Origin of the sequence: Chromobacterium subtsugae (assembly GCF_035919665.1) — a bacterium.
In the GTDB taxonomy this organism is placed as follows: domain Bacteria; phylum Pseudomonadota; class Gammaproteobacteria; order Burkholderiales; family Chromobacteriaceae; genus Chromobacterium; species Chromobacterium subtsugae.
This window is the reverse complement of the sequence record NZ_CP142381.1, coordinates 1,333,535-1,349,399: the sequence shown is the minus strand read 5'-3', so window position 1 is coordinate 1,349,399 and position 15,865 is coordinate 1,333,535. Positions and strand designations below refer to the sequence as shown.

The 15,865-nt window shown below is 64.5% G+C and carries 17 protein-coding genes and 3 tRNA genes; 7 read left to right on the top strand and 13 right to left on the bottom strand.

The annotated features are described in order from the left end of the window. Positions 1-4 precede the first annotated feature (4 nt). The 5 genes from ispG to ndk form a co-directional block, all read right to left on the bottom strand. The gene (ispG, locus tag U6115_RS06650) at positions 5-1,294 is read right to left on the bottom strand and encodes a flavodoxin-dependent (E)-4-hydroxy-3-methylbut-2-enyl-diphosphate synthase (RefSeq protein ID WP_043576295.1); all 1,290 of its coding nucleotides are present in this window, start codon (positions 1,292-1,294) and stop codon (positions 5-7) included. A gap of 15 nt (positions 1,295-1,309) precedes the next feature. Further along, positions 1,310-2,266, bottom strand: coding sequence for a helix-turn-helix domain-containing protein (locus U6115_RS06645; protein WP_043576298.1), 957 nt, complete (start codon positions 2,264-2,266; stop codon positions 1,310-1,312). Between the two features lie 2 nt (positions 2,267-2,268). Beyond that, entirely contained in the window at positions 2,269-2,979 is a 711-nt protein-coding gene (pilW, locus tag U6115_RS06640) for a type IV pilus biogenesis/stability protein PilW (protein WP_047236366.1), read from the bottom strand. 32 nt (positions 2,980-3,011) lie between these two features. Beyond that, complete coding sequence (gene rlmN, locus U6115_RS06635) at positions 3,012-4,106, bottom strand: dual-specificity RNA methyltransferase RlmN (protein ID WP_043576302.1); 1,095 nt, start codon at positions 4,104-4,106, stop codon at positions 3,012-3,014. A gap of 74 nt (positions 4,107-4,180) precedes the next feature. Further along, entirely contained in the window at positions 4,181-4,606 is a 426-nt protein-coding gene (gene ndk, locus U6115_RS06630; protein WP_043576304.1) for a nucleoside-diphosphate kinase, read from the bottom strand. Positions 4,607-4,738: 132 nt separating this feature from the next. Between ndk and U6115_RS06625 the strand changes: the two genes are divergently transcribed. Next, on the top strand, positions 4,739-5,551 hold the full coding sequence (locus U6115_RS06625) for an SPOR domain-containing protein (protein WP_043576307.1): 813 nt from the start codon (positions 4,739-4,741) through the stop codon (positions 5,549-5,551). Between the two features lie 369 nt (positions 5,552-5,920). Here the strand turns inward: U6115_RS06625 and U6115_RS06620 are convergent. From U6115_RS06620 to U6115_RS06610, 3 genes are all read right to left on the bottom strand, one after another. Continuing rightward, a tRNA-Thr gene (locus U6115_RS06620) sits at positions 5,921-5,996 on the bottom strand. A 62-nt stretch (positions 5,997-6,058) separates the two neighbouring features. Continuing rightward, positions 6,059-6,135, bottom strand: a tRNA-Pro gene (locus U6115_RS06615). A 79-nt stretch (positions 6,136-6,214) separates the two neighbouring features. Then, positions 6,215-6,291: transfer RNA gene (locus tag U6115_RS06610), tRNA-Pro, on the bottom strand. Positions 6,292-6,387: 96 nt separating this feature from the next. Here U6115_RS06610 and U6115_RS06605 point away from each other — a divergent pair. The 4 genes from U6115_RS06605 (at position 6,388) to U6115_RS06590 (ending at position 10,265) form a co-directional block, all read left to right on the top strand. Next, positions 6,388-7,365, top strand: coding sequence for a recombination-associated protein RdgC (locus U6115_RS06605; protein WP_043576309.1), 978 nt, complete (start codon positions 6,388-6,390; stop codon positions 7,363-7,365). A gap of 278 nt (positions 7,366-7,643) precedes the next feature. Continuing rightward, positions 7,644-9,089 (top strand): catalase, encoded by a 1,446-nt coding sequence (locus U6115_RS06600; protein WP_043576313.1) that lies wholly within the window; start codon positions 7,644-7,646, stop codon positions 9,087-9,089. Positions 9,090-9,200: 111 nt separating this feature from the next. Beyond that, positions 9,201-9,377 carry a hypothetical protein gene (locus U6115_RS06595; RefSeq protein ID WP_155294746.1) on the top strand — a complete coding sequence of 59 codons (177 nt, stop codon included), beginning with the start codon at positions 9,201-9,203 and terminating at the stop codon, positions 9,375-9,377. A 108-nt stretch (positions 9,378-9,485) separates the two neighbouring features. Continuing rightward, positions 9,486-10,265, top strand: a complete 780-nt coding sequence (locus tag U6115_RS06590; protein WP_043576315.1) for a DODA-type extradiol aromatic ring-opening family dioxygenase — start codon at positions 9,486-9,488, stop codon at positions 10,263-10,265. Positions 10,266-10,276: 11 nt separating this feature from the next. On the opposite strand, the gene U6115_RS06585 is transcribed toward U6115_RS06590, so the two are convergent. The 4 genes from U6115_RS06585 to U6115_RS06570 all read right to left on the bottom strand — a co-directional run bounded on the left by U6115_RS06585 (position 10,277) and on the right by U6115_RS06570 (position 13,878). Next, positions 10,277-11,227: a dihydroorotate oxidase gene (locus U6115_RS06585; RefSeq protein WP_076098112.1), complete on the bottom strand. Its 951-nt coding sequence runs from the start codon at positions 11,225-11,227 to the stop codon at positions 10,277-10,279. Between the two features lie 140 nt (positions 11,228-11,367). Further along, positions 11,368-11,835, bottom strand: coding sequence for a bacterioferritin (bfr, locus tag U6115_RS06580; RefSeq protein WP_043576317.1), 468 nt, complete (start codon positions 11,833-11,835; stop codon positions 11,368-11,370). Between the two features lie 46 nt (positions 11,836-11,881). Continuing rightward, positions 11,882-13,651: a ferrous iron transport protein B gene (feoB, locus tag U6115_RS06575; protein WP_043576319.1), complete on the bottom strand. Its 1,770-nt coding sequence runs from the start codon at positions 13,649-13,651 to the stop codon at positions 11,882-11,884. Next, complete coding sequence (locus U6115_RS06570) at positions 13,648-13,878, bottom strand: FeoA family protein (RefSeq protein ID WP_047236362.1); 231 nt, start codon at positions 13,876-13,878, stop codon at positions 13,648-13,650. The genes feoB and U6115_RS06570 overlap by 4 nt, the downstream gene beginning before the upstream one ends. A gap of 221 nt (positions 13,879-14,099) precedes the next feature. On the opposite strand from U6115_RS06570, the gene dcd reads away from it, so the two are divergent. After that, positions 14,100-14,672 carry a dCTP deaminase gene (gene dcd, locus U6115_RS06565; RefSeq protein ID WP_043576322.1) on the top strand — a complete coding sequence of 191 codons (573 nt, stop codon included), beginning with the start codon at positions 14,100-14,102 and terminating at the stop codon, positions 14,670-14,672. Positions 14,673-14,933: 261 nt separating this feature from the next. Continuing rightward, positions 14,934-15,410, top strand: a complete 477-nt coding sequence (locus tag U6115_RS06560; protein WP_043576324.1) for a glutathione peroxidase — start codon at positions 14,934-14,936, stop codon at positions 15,408-15,410. A 76-nt stretch (positions 15,411-15,486) separates the two neighbouring features. Here U6115_RS06560 and U6115_RS06555 read toward each other — a convergent pair whose 3' ends face one another. Continuing rightward, complete coding sequence (locus tag U6115_RS06555) at positions 15,487-15,768, bottom strand: hypothetical protein (protein WP_043576326.1); 282 nt, start codon at positions 15,766-15,768, stop codon at positions 15,487-15,489. Between the last annotated feature and the right edge of the window lie 97 nt (positions 15,769-15,865).

Sequence of the window (15,865 nt, the reverse complement as noted above, 5' to 3'; positions counted from 1 at the left end):
TGAATTATCTGGCGTCCACCGGACGGATGGGAATGGTGCGAGGCGCCGGCGCCTCGCGGCGCTTGGCGCCGCCCTCGCCGTAACGGGTTCGCACATAGTCGTCGACGATGGCGGTGAATTCCGCCGGGATGTTGTCGCCCTTCAGCGTCACATCCTTCTGGCCATCGACATACACCGGCGCCACCGGCACTTCGCCGGTGCCGGGCAAGCTGATGCCGATGTCGGCGAGCTTGGATTCGCCCGGGCCGTTCACCACGCAACCCATCACCGCCACTTTCATGTCCTCGACGCCCGGGTACTGCAAGCGCCATACCGGCATCTGCTCGCGCAGATAGCCCTGGATATGGTCGGCCAGTTCCTGGAAGAAAGTGCTGGTGGTGCGGCCGCAGCCGGGACAGGCGGTGACCAGCGGCGTGAAGCTGCGCAGGCCCATGGTCTGCAGCAGCTCCTGCGCCACCACCACTTCCTTGGTGCGCGCCTCGCCCGGCTGCGGCGTCAGCGAGATGCGGATGGTGTCGCCGATGCCTTCCTGCAGCAATACCGCCAGCGCGGCGCTGGAGGCGACGATGCCCTTGCTGCCCATGCCGGCCTCGGTCAGCCCCAGGTGCAAGGGGTAATCGCAGCGGCCGCCCAACTCGCGGTAGACGCTGATCAGATCCTGCACATTGCTGACCTTGCACGACAGAATGATGTTGTTCGGCGACAGGCCGAGCTCCACCGCTTTCTCGGCCGACTCCAGCGCCGACACGATCAGCGCCTCCTGCATCAGCTTGGGCAGCGGCAGCGGCTGGGCGGCGCGGCTGTTGGCGTCCATCATCCGCGCCAGCAGCGCCTGGTCCAGGCTGCCCCAGTTGACGCCGATGCGCACCGCCTTGTCATGCTCCATCGCGGTGCGGATCATGAAGGCGAACTTGTCGTCGCCCTTGGCGCCCTTGCCGACATTGCCCGGGTTGATCCGGTACTTGGCCAGCGCCTTCGCGCAGTCCGGGAATTCCTTCAGCAGGCGGTCGCCGTTGAAGTGGAAATCGCCGACCAGCGGCGCGTCGCAGCCCATATCGTCGAGCCGGCGGCGAATTTCCGCCACCTGGGCCGCAGCCTCCGGCGAGTTGACGGTGATGCGCACGACTTCGGAGCCGGCCTGAGCCAGCTGGTACACCTGTTCCACAGTGGCGGCCGCGTCGGCGGTGTCGGTATTGGTCATCGACTGCACCACCACCGGCGCGTCCGAGCCCACCAAAACATGCCCCACCCGCACCTGGCGGGTCAGGCGGCGCGCGATGTTCACGCTATCCATTCGCTACCCTACGCATTACTTGAGTTGAATCTTGGCGGTGGTGCCGCGGATCTTGCCGCTCAAATCCACCGGCTTGCCGTTGTAGTTCAGTTCCACCTGGCTGGCGTTGCCCACCACCACCTTGAACGGCGCGAGGCCGGTCACTTCGGTGGCGTTGCCCGGCTGCATCACCTGATAGATCAGGCGGCGGCCATTGGCGTCCTGCACCGACACCCAGGCCGCGTCCTTGACATTGACGCTGACGCGGTCACTTCCTTCTGCCTGCGGCGCGCTGGCGGCGGCAGGCTTGGCGACTTTTACCGCGGCCGCGGCGCTGGCCACGGGCTTCGCCACTGGCTTGGCGGCGGCCTGCGGAGCCGACGCCTGCGGCTTGCCCTGCGCAGCGGGCGCCGGAGCCGCGGCAACCGGCGCGGAAGCGGCCTTGTCCGCTGCGGGCGCAACGGCCTGCGCGGCCGAGGCCTCACGTTGCTGGGTCAGCATCGGCGCCAGCTGGTTGTCGGCGCTGCCGGCCTGCTTGGCGGCGGAGTCGGCGTCGCGGTTGGCGTACCAGGCGCCGCCGCCGGCCAATGCGGCCGCCACCACCAGCAAGGCCAACCATTTGCCGGCGCCGCCGCCGGCCGGCGCCGGTTCCGGCTCTTCCGCTTCATGAGCGGTTTCGCGCGCCGCGGTGCCCTTGACCAGATTGGCCACTTCATTGACCGCGGATGGGAAATGCTGCTCCAGCGCCTGCATCAGCGGCTCGGGATCCACTTCCAGAAAGCGCGCGTAATTGCGGACAAAGCCGCGGACGAAGGTCGCGCCCGGCAGCGCGTCGAAATCGTCGCGTTCTATTGCGTCCAATTGCCTGAGCGACAGTTTCAGCCTGTCAGCCACTTCCCCCAGGCCAAGGCCGGCCGCTTCGCGGGCGGCTTTCAAGCGGGCGCCGATACCGCTGGGCATAGGCGAGTCGTGATGTTCGATTTTTTTTTCCATCCTCAGCTTCCACTCAACAGCAGTTGTGTTTCCCTGGAGTCCGGATACCGGTTTTTCAGCGCATTGGCGCATTCGCCTTCCAAAGCGCCGTCACCGGTCTTGCGGGCGATTCTGGCTCCCAGCCACAGGTCGGCCGCGGTCAAACCGTTTTGGCCGCCGTTGCGCAGCCGTCCGAAATAGAAGGCGGCGAGCTTGGCGTTGCCCAGGCCCAGGTGCATTTCGGCCAGTTCGCGCAGCGCCGGCGCATAGTCCGGCGCCAGCCGCAGCGCGCCCAGCAGGTAATCGTTGGCCTGCTCGGTTTGCCCCAGCTTGGCGCTGCAGCGCCCCAGATTGAGGTAGGCCGCTTGCGGCGCGTCGTACAGCGGATTGGCCAGCGCCTTCTGGAACAGCGCCAGCGAATCCTGTGCCCGGCCGTGCTCGCACAGGAACAGACCGTAATTGTTGTTGGCTTCCGAATTGGCCGGATCCAGCCGCAGCGCCTGCCGGAAGTCGTCTTCGGCCAGACCGTTCTGCTGCAGCAGGCCCAGCACGTAGGCGCGGGTCACGTAGGCGGTGATGAAGGACGGATCCGCCTTCACCGCCTGGTTGGCGTTGTCCAGCGCCGATTTCAGATTGCCGATGCGGGCATACTCCACCGCCAGCTGGCTGCGGATCTGCGCCAGCTCGCGGACGTTGCCCGCGGCCATGGCGAAAGTGGAAACGCCAAATGCCAACAGCCATCCAGCCCACCACTTTCGCCATGTCATCATAGTTTCTTGTCCTCGACTATCTGCATCCACTTGGCCTGGCGCCGCGTCTTGTCCTGCACCTGGCCGGCCAGCTGGCCGCAGGCGGCGTCGATGTCGTCGCCGCGCGTCTTGCGCACCGTGACCACATATCCTCGTTCTTGCAGAATTTCACGGAAAATGCGAATCGCGTTGTTGCTGGAGCGATCATAACCCGAGTTAGGGAACGGGTTGAACGGGATCAGGTTGAACTTGCACGGCACCTCCCGCACCAATTCCAGCAATTGGCGAGCATGTTCCGGTCTATCGTTGACCCCGTCAAGCATCACATATTCGAAGGTGATGAAATCGCGCGGCGCCTTTTCCAGATAGCGACGGCAGGCCGCCATCAGCTCCGCCAGCGGATATTTCTTGTTGATGGGCACGATTTCGTCGCGGATCGCGTCGTTCGGCGCATGCAGCGACACCGCCAGCGCCACCGGGCACTCCTCGCGCAGCCGGTCCATTTGCGGCACCAGGCCGGAGGTGGACAGCGTCACGCGGCGGCGGCTCAAACCGTAGCCATGGTCGTCCAGCATGATCTGCATCGCGCTGACCACGTTGTCGAAGTTGGCCAGCGGCTCGCCCATGCCCATCATCACCACGTTGGACACCACACGCTCGTTTTTCGGCGTCACGCCCATCGCCTTGTTCGCCCACCACAGCTGGCCGATGATCTCGGCGGTGCTGAGGTTGCGGTTGAATCCCTGGCGGCCGGTGGAGCAGAACGTGCACTCCAGCGCGCAACCCACCTGGGATGACACGCACAAGGTGCCGCGGTCGTCTTCCGGAATGAACACGGTTTCCACACCGTTGCCGGTGCCGACGTCGAGCAGCCACTTGCGGGTGCCATCACTGGACTCCTGCCCGGTCATCAGCGAAGGCACGCCCACCACGGCGCGCTCGTGCAGCTTGGCGCGCAGGCTCTTGGCAAGGTCGGTCATCGCGTCGAAATCGGCTTCGGCCATCTGGTGCATCCAGCGCATCACTTGCTTGGCGCGGAACGGCTTCTCGCCCATTTCTGCGAAATGCTGGGTGAGTTGGTCCAGATTGAAGTCGAGCAGGTTGGTTTTCATGCAATCCTCAAGAGGGAAAAGAGGCCGCCTCAGACGACGGCAGCCTCCGGTCGATCAACTACCTATATCTGAGATTAGCGCGAGCTGATCTCGGAAGCGGCGAAGAAGTAGGCCACTTCGATGGCAGCGTTTTCCACGCTGTCGGAACCGTGAACGGCGTTGGCGTCGATCGATTCGGCGAAATCGGCGCGGATGGTGCCGGCGTCAGCCTTCTTCGGGTCGGTGGCGCCCATCAGTTCGCGGTTCTTCAGCACGGCGTTTTCGCCCTCCAGCGCCTGGATCATCACCGGGCCGGAAACCATGAAGTCAACCAGGTCCTTGAAGAAAGGACGCTCTTTGTGCACGGCGTAGAAGCCCTCGGCTTCGGCGCGCGACAGCTGCTTCATCTTGGCGGCCACGACCTTCAGGCCGGCGGACTCGAAGCGGTCGTAGATTTTGCCGATGACGTTCTTGGCTACGGCGTCCGGCTTAACGATGGACAAGGTACGTTCAATTGCCATATAAATTCTCCCTAACGACAAGACAAGTGGCTAAACTTGAGTATTATTACGCCACTCGGGTTACCCAATTCTGACGAACCCGCTATTTTAGCAGTGTTTTCAAACACGTGCTGCACATTCCATCCAGGCACCATGCGCGAACAAAACCAACAGCAACCGCCGGCCGACGGCGACAATGAATCCGACCTCAACAGCAAGCTGAAAAAACGGCTATGGATCGCCGGCGGGCTGGTTGCCGTCGCGCTGGCCGCGATTCCGCTGATGGACGCGCTGACCAAACCCAAGATGGACATGAGCAGCGACGCGCAAAGCCCCAGCTCCGGCAAGATCGTCAAACCGGCGGCATCCAGCCCGTCAGCCGGCGCCATCGCGCTGCCCAAAGCCGCCAGCGCCGCCGCGGAGCAAAGCAGCGCCCCCGCCGCCGAACCCGCCAGCCGCGCGCCGGCGACGCCGGCCGAAACCAGCCCCGCCAGCCCGGACCTCAGCAAGACCCCAGCCGTCGCCAACCAGCAGGCCAGCCGCCACGCCGGCGCCTCCCACCCCGCAGCGCAGAACAAGCCGGCCGCGCCGGAAAAAACGCCGCCAGCCGCCCGCGAAGCGCCGCCGCAAACCGCCCGCCAGCCGCCCCCTCCCACCCGCAACGCCGCGGCCGCCCCGCAGCCCGCCGCCCAGCAAGAGGCGCCGCCGGCCAAAATCGCCGCCGAAGCCCCCGCCAAGGCGCAGCCCGCCGGCAGCTCGGTCGGCTACCAGGTGCAACTGGGCCTGTTCGCCAGCATGGGCAACGCGCAAAAGCTGGTCAAAGACCTGCAAAAACACGGCATCGCCGCCCACACCGTCACCCGCGTGCAATTGGGCCCCTTCAAAACCCGCGCCGAAGCCGACGACGCGATGAGCAAGCTGCGCAGCCTGGGCTATTCGCCACTGCTGGCCGCCGAAGGCCAATAAGCCGGACAGCAAAAAGGCCCGCTAAGCGGGCCTTTTTTATTTATGCTGCCGATTTCATTCGGATATTCAAACAAGCGCATTCACCGGCGCGCCATGCGAAAAGCCCCCAAGCTTTCGCCTGGGGGCTTTTCATATTTCTGGCAGGCGATACAGGGCTCGAACCTGTGACCCTCGGAATCAAAATCCGATGCTCTACCAACTGAGCTAACCGCCAACACTATCTCGCTTCGTTTCCGTCGCGAGAGAAGACAATATTACCTGCGCTCTTTTATTCATGCAAGCGTTTTTTTGATTCTTTTTGAATTTCAATCAAAATCGCTTGCCGCAGATAAATTCGGAAAACAGAACTGGCTTTTCCGTTTGTCGGAATGGTGCCGGTAAGAGGAGTCGAACCCCCGACCTTCGCATTACGAATGCGCTGCTCTACCAACTGAGCTATACCGGCAAACCAACTTGTTAAAAAAGCCCTGATTCTCGTTTTGGAAAATCAAGGCTTTTTTTGAATCCTGGTCGGAGTGAGAGGATTCGAACCTCCGGCCTCTACGTCCCGAACGTAGCGCTCTACCAGGCTAAGCTACACTCCGATTCACTTCATTTCCGACTTGCGTCGAGAGAAGGTAATTTACAGCAGATTTAACTTTTGCACAAGCTATTTTGTTTAACTGGTCGGAGTGAGAGGATTCGAACCTCCGGCCTCTACGTCCCGAACGTAGCGCTCTACCAGGCTAAGCTACACTCCGACGACCGGCTAAACTGCTTGCCTCCGAAAAACTGCTGCTGCATCGCTTGCTGCGGTACAATCAGCGGCTTCAGAGGACGCGCATTATGGAACAAATATGTGGTTTAGGCAACTATCTTTTTATCGTTTGAACGCAGAAAGCCTGGTCGACGCTGACAAGCTGTTGCAGGCATTGGAAAAACGTCCGTTCCAGCCCTGCATGGGACTGGATTGGTTCAGCGAAGGCTGGGTGGCGCCGGCCGGCCATCTGGACGCTCCGGTCTATGCCGCGCGCGGCAGCTTGATGGTGTCGATGCGGCGCGAAGACAAGGTGCTGCCCGCCTCCGTCATCCGCGACTTCGTCGACATGAAAGTGCAGGAGATAGAAGACAAGGAGCTGCGCAAGGTTGGCCGCAAGGAGAAACTGGCGCTGAAGGAACAGGTCACCGACGACCTGCTGCCGCGCGCCTTCGTGCGCAGCGGCCGCACCAGCGCCTATCTGGACATCCAGCGCGGCTGGCTGATGGTGGACTCCGGCACCGCCAGCAAGGCCGAGGCGCTGGTTTCCAAGCTGCGCGAGGCGCTGCCGCCCTTCCCCGCCGCCCTGCCGCGCACCAAGCTGGCGCCGCACGCGGCGATGACCGACTGGCTGGCGGCCGGCGAAGCGCCGGGCGGCTTCGAGCTGGACGCCGATTGCGAACTGAAGGACAGCAGCGAAAACGGCGCGGTGGTGCGCTGCAGCCGCATCGACCTCACCAGCGACGAAATCCGCCAGCACATCGCCACCGGCAAGCAGGCCACCAAGCTGGGCCTGATCTGGAATGAAAAGATCCGCTTCCAGCTGACCGACACGCTGCAACTGAAGCGCATCCAGTTCTTGGACGTGCTGCAGGAGGAAGCCAGCCAGGCTGGCGACGACCGCGAAAGCCTGTTCGCCGCCACCTTCCTCTTGATGAGCGAAGAGCTGGGCGAACTGGTCAGCGCGCTGGTGGAGGCGCTGGGCGGCCTGGAGGACAGCCAGGCGCTGCCGGCGCTGGACCAGCCGCAGGCCGAAGCCGCGCCCGCCTCCGGCAGCGTCGACGTCCCCTGGGACTGAGCCCGCCGCCATCCTCTCCGAACCCGGCCATGCCGGGTTTTTTTACGTCCGGCGTCGGCGCGAGATTGAACAAAAGCCGGCCATAGCTTAAATCTAACTATCAAACAGAAACAATTAATTTAACAAAGCTATGAAACTTGCGGATACTGCAGCCATCCACTATCGGGAGCGTGTCATGAAGCAAAGTTGGCGCAACGCCTTGCTGGAAATGTGGTCCGGCTTCGCCTGGCTGCAATGAGTTCCCTTCCGTAGATTCGCCCACTCAAGGAGAAAGCAGGATGAGCAAGCACAACCTCACCACCGCCGCCGGCGCGCCGGTCGTCGACAACCAGAACGTGCAGACTGCCGGCCCGCGCGGTCCGATGCTGCTGCAGGATGTCTGGTACCTGGAGAAACTGGCCCACTTCGACCGCGAAGTGATTCCTGAGCGGCGGATGCACGCCAAGGGATCCGGCGCCTTCGGCACTTTCACCGTCACCCATGACATCAGCCGCTACACCCGCGCCGCGCTGTTTTCCGACATCGGCAAGCAGACCGACCTGTTCCTGCGCTTCTCCACCGTGGCAGGCGAGCGCGGCGCGGCCGACGCCGAACGCGACATCCGCGGCTTCGCCGTCAAGTTCTACACCGAGGAAGGCAACTGGGACCTGGTGGGCAACAACACGCCGGTATTCTTCCTGCGCGACCCGCTGAAATTCCCCGACCTCAACCGCGCGGTGAAGCGCAATCCGTACACCAATATGCGCGACGCCAACGCCAACTGGGACTTCTGGACCCTGTTGCCGGAGGCGCTGCACCAGGTCACCATCGTGATGAGCGACCGCGGCATCCCGGCCAGCTACCGCCACATGCACGGCTTCGGCAGCCACACCTTCAGCCTGATCAGCGCCAAGGGCGAGCGCCACTGGGTGAAGTTCCACTTCCACACCCAGCAAGGCATCCAGAACCTCAGCGACGCCGAGGCCGAGGCGCTGGTGGGCCGCGATCGCGAAAGCGCGCAGCGCGATCTGCTGGAAAGCATAGAGCGCGGCGATTTCCCGCGCTGGACCCTGTACATCCAGGTGATGACCGAAGCCCAGGCCGACGCTTGTCCCTTCAATCCCTTCGACCTGACCAAGGTGTGGTCGCACAAGGCCTATCCGCTGATCGAAGTGGGCGTGCTGGAGCTGAACCGCAATCCGCAAAACTACTTCGCCGAGGTGGAGCAAGCGGCATTCAACCCGGCCAACGTGGTGCCGGGCATCAGCTTCTCGCCCGACCGCATGCTGCAAGGCCGCTTGTTCGCCTACGGCGACGCCGAGCGCTACCGGCTGGGCGTCAATCACCACCTGATCCCGGTCAACGCGCCGCGCTGCCCCTTCCACAACAGCTACCACCGCGACGGCGCGATGCGGGTGGACAACAACGCCGGCGCCACCATCGGCTACGAACCCAACAGCCAGGGCAAGTGGCAGCAGCAGCCGGCATACGACGAACCGCCGCTGGCGCTGCAAGGCAACGCCTACCACTACGACTTCCGCGCCGACGACGACGATTACTACAGCCAGCCCGGCGCGCTGTTCCGGCTGATGACGCCGGCCCAGCAACAAGTGCTGTTCGACAACACCGCCCGCGCGATGGGCGGCGTCGACGAGGCGATCCAGCGCCGCCACATCGCCAACTGCGCCAAAGCCGATCCCGCCTACGGCGCCGGCGTGGCCAAGGCGCTGGGCCTGAAGATCTGACGCTGAGCTGAACGGCCGGCCGGGCGAAAGCTCCGCCGGCTTTTTCTTCCTTCTTGATTTAAATGATAATCATTATCATTATTATGGAAAGCCATTCACGTGAGAGTTGCCATGCAAACCGTCAGCCCCTTCCCTTCCCGCCACAAGGCGGGCAAAACCGCCCCCTCGCCGCGCCGCCGCTGGCGGCGTTGGCTGGGCCTGGCCATCTTCTGCGCCGGCTGCCTGCTGTGGCTGCAACACGGCGTAGCCCCCGCGCCGCGCCCCGTGGCGGCATCGGCCGCGCGTTGAGCCGATATTTATTGAACCAAAGTAAACAATTAAGTGAGAAAACCAGCGTTTTTTTAACCGCCATGCCGGCGTAAGCTGTTGCCATACCCTCATTGCAGGCAACAGATCATGACTACCCGACAACCCTCGCTGTTCATTTCCCACGGCGCGCCGACGCTGCCGATAGAAGACAGCCCCACCCGCCACTTCCTGGAGCAACTGGGCCGCGACTGGCCGCGCCCGCGCGCCATCGTCATCGTGTCCGCCCACTGGGAGGCCCGCGCTCTCACCGTCAATCTGCAGCCCCGGCCCGATACGATGTACGACTTCGGCGGCTTCCCGCCGGTGCTGCGCACGCTGCGCTACCCCGCCGCCACCGACGCGGCGCTGGCAGAGCGCGTGGTCGGCCTGCTGGACCAAGCCGGCCTGCCGGTGGCCGCCACCGCCGAGCGGCCGCTGGACCACGGCATGTGGACGCCGCTGCTGCTGATGTTCCCCCAGGCCGACATCCCGCTGGTGATGATCTCGCTGCACCACCAGGCCGGCGCCGCCGAGCACTACGCGCTGGGCCAGGCCTTGCGCCCGCTGCGCGACGACAACGTGCTGGTGATAGGCAGCGGCAGCTACACCCATAATCTGTGGGAGCTGAGCCCGGAAGGCAGCGAACGCGCGCCTTGGGCGGCGGGCTTCGCCGACTGGATGGACCAGGCGCTGCGGGACAACCGCCGCGACGACATCATCCACTGGCAACAGCGCGCGCCCTATCCGAACGAAAACCATCCCAGCGACGAACACTTCCAGCCGCTGCTGGTGGCGCTAGGCGCATCGAACGACGAAGCGGCGCCGGTCAAGCTGCACGACGACTGGCGGATGGGTTCGCTGTCGATGGCGTGCTGGCGCTTCGATTGAGCGAACCGCGCCTACAGGGTGCGCAGCCTGCCGCGGAAGTCATCGAGGCGGCGGTAGCCCTTGGCCCGCATCAGCGCCGCCAGCTCGGCGGCGATGCGGGCGAAAGCGCCCGGCCCTTCCTGATGCAGGCAAGTGCCCACCTGCACCGCGCGCGCGCCGGCCAGGATGTGCATGAAAGCTTCGCGGCCGCTTTTCACCCCGCCGCAGCCGACCACGTCCTTGCCCGGCAGCAGCCGGCAAAACTCGCGCACATTGGCCAGCGCGGTCGGCAGCACGTAATCGCCGCCCAGTCCGCCCAGGCCATCCTTGGGCTTGATCACCACCGCTTCGCTGTCGACATCCACCACCAGGCCGTTGCCGATTGAATTGATGCAGGTGACGAAGGCCAGCCGCCGGTGGCGGTTCAATATCTCCGCCATCGCGGCGAAATGGGCGGGATCGAAGTAAGGCGGCAGCTTGACGCCGTACAGTCCGGGATAAGCGGCGTCGAACGCGTCCAGCGCTTCGGCCGTCGCCCCGAAGTCGTAGCCCAGTTGCGGCTTGCCCGGCACATTGGGGCAGGACAGATTGATCTCCGGCAGCGCCGGCAGGCCTGCCTCCGCCAAACGGCGCAACATCGCGCAGTTGTCGTCCAGCGTCAGACCGGACAAGGACAGGAACAGCGGCTTGCCGCCGCCGTCGCCATAGCGCCGGGCGAAATCCAGGTAATAGTCGAAGCCGCGATTGGGCAAGCCCATCGAATTGATGCTGCCCAGCGGCGTCGGATGGTAGCGCGGCTCGGGGTTGCCGTCGCGCGGCGCCAGCGTCGCGCTCTTGGTGATCAGCGCGGCGGCGGCGGAAGCGCGCAGCGCCGCCAACTCGTCCTCCTCGCGGCACCAGACGCCGGAGGCGTTGTACAGGCAGCCGGGCATGGCGCGGCCCAGCCAGGTGACGGACAGGTCTACCGCATGGTCGTCGGACATCGGGATCTTTCAATTGAGAATGGAATGCCCTGGATTGTGCGGAAAAACGCCGGCCGCGGCGCTGAGCGCGGTCAAGACCTGCGCGCGCGGCAAAGAAAATGCCCGGCTTGGCCGGGCATGTGGTCGATGGCGGCGAACGCTTACATCTGCGCCTGCTGGTAATTCGCCAGGCCGGTCATCTCGATCAGCTTCAGCTGCTGCTCCAGCCAGTGGGCGTGATCGTTCTCGGTTTCCTCCAGCAGCACCATCAGCGCGTCGCGGGTGACGTAGTCGCGCACGCTCTCGCAATGGGCGACCACTTCCTTCAGCAAGGCGCCGACACGGTATTCCACCTCCAGATCGGCCTTCAGCATCGTCGGCACGTCTTCGCCCACCTGGATCGGCACGCGGCGCGCCACATTGGGCTTGCCTTGCAGGAACAGGGTGCGGGCGATCAGCGCGCGGGCATGCTCCAGTTCGTCCTCGCGCTCATGGTCGATGCGTTCGAACAGCTTGTTCAGCCCCATGTCCTTGTACATCTCGGCATGGATGAAATACTGGTCGGCGGCGGACAGCTCTTCGGCCAGCAGGTCGTTGAGCAGCGCTATGGTCTTGGGATCGCCTTGCATATTGTTACCTTGTTGTTCTGGTGACTCAAGCCGTCATTCTAGGCGCTCAGCGCGCCAGATGCACCCCCTGGTAGAAGGCGAACGACAGCAGCCAGGCCAACAGCACCGACCAGCCGGCCGACATCGCGGCGAAGCCCCAGCTCTTGGATTCGCGCTGCATCGCCGCCACCGTGGACAGGCAGGGCACGTACACCAGCGTGAAGATCAGGAAGCTCATCGCCGACGCCCAGTCCAGATGCTGGACCAGCGCCCCGCCCAGGCCAGCCTCCGACACGCCGTAGATCACCGCCAGGCTGCCCAGCAGGATCTCCTTGGCGATGAAGCCGAACAGCAGCGCCACCGCCAGCTCGGCGCGGATGCCTATCGGGTCCAGCAGCGGCGACATCGCCTCGCCCAGCGCATAGGCCAGCGTCTTGCCGCCGCCGGCCGGAATGTGGGTCAGCAGCCACACCATCACCACGCCGGCCAGGATGAAAGTGGAGGCCAGGCGCAAAAAGGCGCTGACCTCGCCCGTCGCCCGCGCCAGCATGTGGCGCGCGCCGGGCAACCGGTACGGCGGCACCTCCAGCAAGAAAGCCTCGTCGCCGCGATAGCGATGCTTGAACACCCAGGCGGTGACGATGGCGGCGACGAAAGTCATCAGATACAGGCTGGACACCACCCATGGCGCCTGGCTTTTGCTGAACAGGATGCCGGCGAAGAACACCACTACCTGCAGCCGCGCCGAGCACAAGGAAAACGGGATCACCAGCATGGTCAGCAGCCGCTGCTTGCGCTCGCGCATGACCCGGGTGCCCAGGATGGCCGGCACATTACAGCCGAAGCCCATCAGCTGCATCACGAAGCCGCGGCCGTCCAGCCCCAGCCTGGCCATCATCGCGTCGGTCAGGAATGCCGCGCGCGCCAGATAGCCGCTATCCTCCACCATCGCCATCAGCACGAAGAACACGAACAGAATGGGCGCGAAAGTCAGCACCGTGGCCACCCCCTGCCACACGCCGTCCAGCAACAGGCTCTGCAGAATGGCCGGCACGGAAGAAAGCGCCGGCGCCAGCGCGTGGTCCTTGACCCAGTCCAGGCCGCCGCCGACCGCGTCCTGCAGCGGCGTGCCGATCTGGTAAGTGAGATTGAACAGCAGCGCCATGAAGGCGAAAAACAAGGGCAGGCCCAGCCACGGGTGCAGCAGCCAGCGGTCGACCTTTTCCGTCAGCAGCGTCGGCAGCACCGGCGGCAGCCGCCAGCAGCCGTCCAGCTGGCGGCGGGCCAGGTCTATCGCCTGCTGCGATTCCGGCACGCTCTCCAGTTGCGCGTGAACAGCCGGCTCAGCGCGGGAGGCCAGCCGGTTCAGCCCCTCCATCAGCCTGGGCCAGCCTTCCATCCGCTTGGCCGAGATCAGGACAACCGGCGTCCGCAGCCGCTCGGACAGCGCGTCCGCGTCGATGGACACCCCCAGCAGCCTGGCCTCGTCGGCCATGTTCAACGCCAGCAGGCAAGGCAGGCCGCTGGCTATCATTTGCAAGGCCAGCGGCAACTGGCGATCCAGCTGGCTGGCGTTGAGCACCAGCACCGCGCCGTCGAATGGCGCGGCCAGCAGCACGTCGCGCACCACCGCCTCGTCGTCGGAATAGCCGGTCAGGTCGTTGATGCCGGGCAGGTCGACCAGCTCCACCATCTTGCCGCCAAGCAGCAAGCGGGCGCTGATCAGGTCCACGGTGAGGCCGGGCCAGTTGCCCACCCGCTGCGACATGCCAGTCAGACGGTTGAACAGGGTGGACTTGCCGGTATTGGGCAGGCCTATCAGGGCGAAGCGCTTCATGCCGCGGCCCTCACCTGGATGCGGCGCGCCAGGCTGCGGCGCAACAGGAAGCGGGTGGCCCCCACCTCCAGCAATAGCGGGCCGCCCCAGGGCGCGGCCTTGAGCAGATGGAAGCGGCCGCCCGGCACCAGGCCGAAGGCCGCCACGCGGCGGAACACCTCGTCGGCCAGATCCAGGCTGGCCACCACGCCGGCTTGGCCGGCGGGAAAAACATCCAGAGAAGGCATGGGTTGAGAATCCTGACAATAACGCGAATAATTTGCATTAGTATATCCGCCTCGCCGCGCCCGCCCTGCGGCAAATCGTCGCAATCCGCGCCGCGCTTGACCCTGGTCAAGCCCGCCTCGCCGCCGCGCCAAAGGCAATGCCTTGCCATTTCCATAGCCTGGCGATGCGCTAAGCGGTTAAAATCGCAGCCATTGCGAAATCGACACACAGGCCCAAAACCATGAGCATCAAATCGGACAAGTGGATCCGCCGCATGGCGGACGAGCACGGCATGATAGAGCCGTTCGAAGCCAACCAGGTGAAAATGGCCGCCGACGGCCAGAAGCTGATCTCCTACGGCACCTCCAGCTACGGCTACGATATCCGCTGCGCCGACGAATTCAAGGTGTTCACCAATATCAACAGCACCATCGTCGATCCGAAGAGCTTCGACCCGAACTCCTTCGTCGAAGTGTCGGGCAAAGGCTATTGCATCATCCCGCCCAACAGCTTCGCGCTGGCGCGCACGGTGGAATACTTCCGCATTCCGCGCAGCGTGCTGACCGTTTGCCTCGGCAAGTCCACCTACGCGCGCTGCGGCATCATCGTCAATGTCACCCCGTTCGAACCGGAATGGGAAGGCTATGTGACGCTGGAGTTTTCCAACACCACGCCGCTGCCGGCCAAGATCTACGCCAACGAGGGCGTGGCGCAAGTGCTGTTCTTCGAATCGGACGAAGTCTGCGACGTGTCGTACAAGGACCGCGCCGGCAAATACCAGGGCCAGGTGGGCGTCACCCTGCCCCGCCCCTGAACGCGACTCGTCGCACGGGAAAAGGATGGCCTCGGCCATCCTTTTTTGTTTGCGCCGCATGCAAAAGCCGCTCGCATTTTCCGGCATCTGTTCTAGGCTAAACAAAGGGTTAGCCGACATCCCGGTTGTGCCAACCCTTTGCACAGCAAGCTGTTTCTTCTTGGGGCGTCGCGGTTCCCCCTTGCCGCTGCGCCCCCTTTTTATGCCTCGCGCCCCCGTCTTCTCTCGCCAGAGCCGCCGATTTCGCGGCACAATCCGGCCATGAACCTATACGACTTCTCCTTCCGCCGCCTGGACGGCGTCGAACAGCCTCTGGCCGGCTATCGCGGCAAGGTCATGCTGCTGGTCAACACCGCCAGCCAATGCGGCTTCACGCCGCAGTACGCCGGGCTGGAACAACTGCACCAGCGCTTCGCGGACCAGGGGCTGGTGGTGATCGGCTTTCCCTGCAACCAGTTCGGCCGCCAGGAGCCGGGCGACGCCGCCCAAATCGGCGCGTTCTGCCAGAAGAACTACGGCGTGGATTTCACGATGGCGGACAAGGTGGAGGTCAACGGCGGCGGCGCCCACCCGCTGTGGGCCTATCTGAAACAGCAGAAGCGCGGCCTGCTGGGCCGGCCGGTGCGCTGGAACTTCAGCAAATTCCTGGTGGACCGCCAGGGCCGGGTGGTGGCGCGCTTCGCGCCGTTCACCCGCCCGGACAAGCTGGCCGCCAACATAGAGGCGCTGCTGAAATGACGGAAACCAGGCGGCTCGCGCCGGCCTGGTTTCGCTATCCCGCCGCGACGGCGGGGATGGGGCGGCGCCGCCCCGTTCAAGAATCTATGCAACGCCTGGCGTGCGCCGCCAGCAGGTCGAGATCGTCATCCAGATGCTCCTGGATGTCCGCCAGCGCCGCGCGCAGCACCGCAGCGGCCAGTTCCGCCTGATCGCCGTTGAACACATGCGCCAGGACTCTCAGCTCGCGGCAAGCGGTGATGTCCAGCGGCACTTCCAAGGTGCGCACCGCCACCAGCTCCAACTCGGCCATCGCGTCAGGATCCCCGGCGCGCTGAGTTTCCAACTCCGCCAGCAAGGTCTTCAAGGCCAATCCCATTCCGCCCTCCCTGTCAGTTCGCCATTCCGCCGGGCTCGCGCCCGGCCCCACGGTCAACCGCACCCGCCCATGCGCCCGCGCCGGCCGGCAAACGCGG

Coding starts and splice junctions, on each gene's coding strand:
- ispG (WP_043576295.1), bottom strand. CDS start 1,294: ATGGATAGCGTGAACATCGCGCGCCGCCTGACCCGCCAGGTGCGGGTG.
- ndk (WP_043576304.1), bottom strand. CDS start 4,606: ATGGCAATTGAACGTACCTTGTCCATCGTTAAGCCGGACGCCGTAGCC.
- U6115_RS06600 (WP_043576313.1), top strand. CDS start 7,644: ATGAGCAAGCACAACCTCACCACCGCCGCCGGCGCGCCGGTCGTCGAC.
- feoB (WP_043576319.1), bottom strand. CDS start 13,651: ATGAAGCGCTTCGCCCTGATAGGCCTGCCCAATACCGGCAAGTCCACC.
- bfr (WP_043576317.1), bottom strand. CDS start 11,835: ATGCAAGGCGATCCCAAGACCATAGCGCTGCTCAACGACCTGCTGGCC.
- dcd (WP_043576322.1), top strand. CDS start 14,100: ATGAGCATCAAATCGGACAAGTGGATCCGCCGCATGGCGGACGAGCAC.
- rlmN (WP_043576302.1), bottom strand. CDS start 4,106: ATGAAAACCAACCTGCTCGACTTCAATCTGGACCAACTCACCCAGCAT.
- U6115_RS06555 (WP_043576326.1), bottom strand. CDS start 15,768: ATGGGATTGGCCTTGAAGACCTTGCTGGCGGAGTTGGAAACTCAGCGC.
- U6115_RS06570 (WP_047236362.1), bottom strand. CDS start 13,878: ATGCCTTCTCTGGATGTTTTTCCCGCCGGCCAAGCCGGCGTGGTGGCC.
- U6115_RS06645 (WP_043576298.1), bottom strand. CDS start 2,266: ATGGAAAAAAAAATCGAACATCACGACTCGCCTATGCCCAGCGGTATC.
- U6115_RS06605 (WP_043576309.1), top strand. CDS start 6,388: ATGTGGTTTAGGCAACTATCTTTTTATCGTTTGAACGCAGAAAGCCTG.
- U6115_RS06585 (WP_076098112.1), bottom strand. CDS start 11,227: ATGTCCGACGACCATGCGGTAGACCTGTCCGTCACCTGGCTGGGCCGC.
- U6115_RS06625 (WP_043576307.1), top strand. CDS start 4,739: ATGCGCGAACAAAACCAACAGCAACCGCCGGCCGACGGCGACAATGAA.
- U6115_RS06595 (WP_155294746.1), top strand. CDS start 9,201: ATGCAAACCGTCAGCCCCTTCCCTTCCCGCCACAAGGCGGGCAAAACC.
- U6115_RS06560 (WP_043576324.1), top strand. CDS start 14,934: ATGAACCTATACGACTTCTCCTTCCGCCGCCTGGACGGCGTCGAACAG.
- U6115_RS06590 (WP_043576315.1), top strand. CDS start 9,486: ATGACTACCCGACAACCCTCGCTGTTCATTTCCCACGGCGCGCCGACG.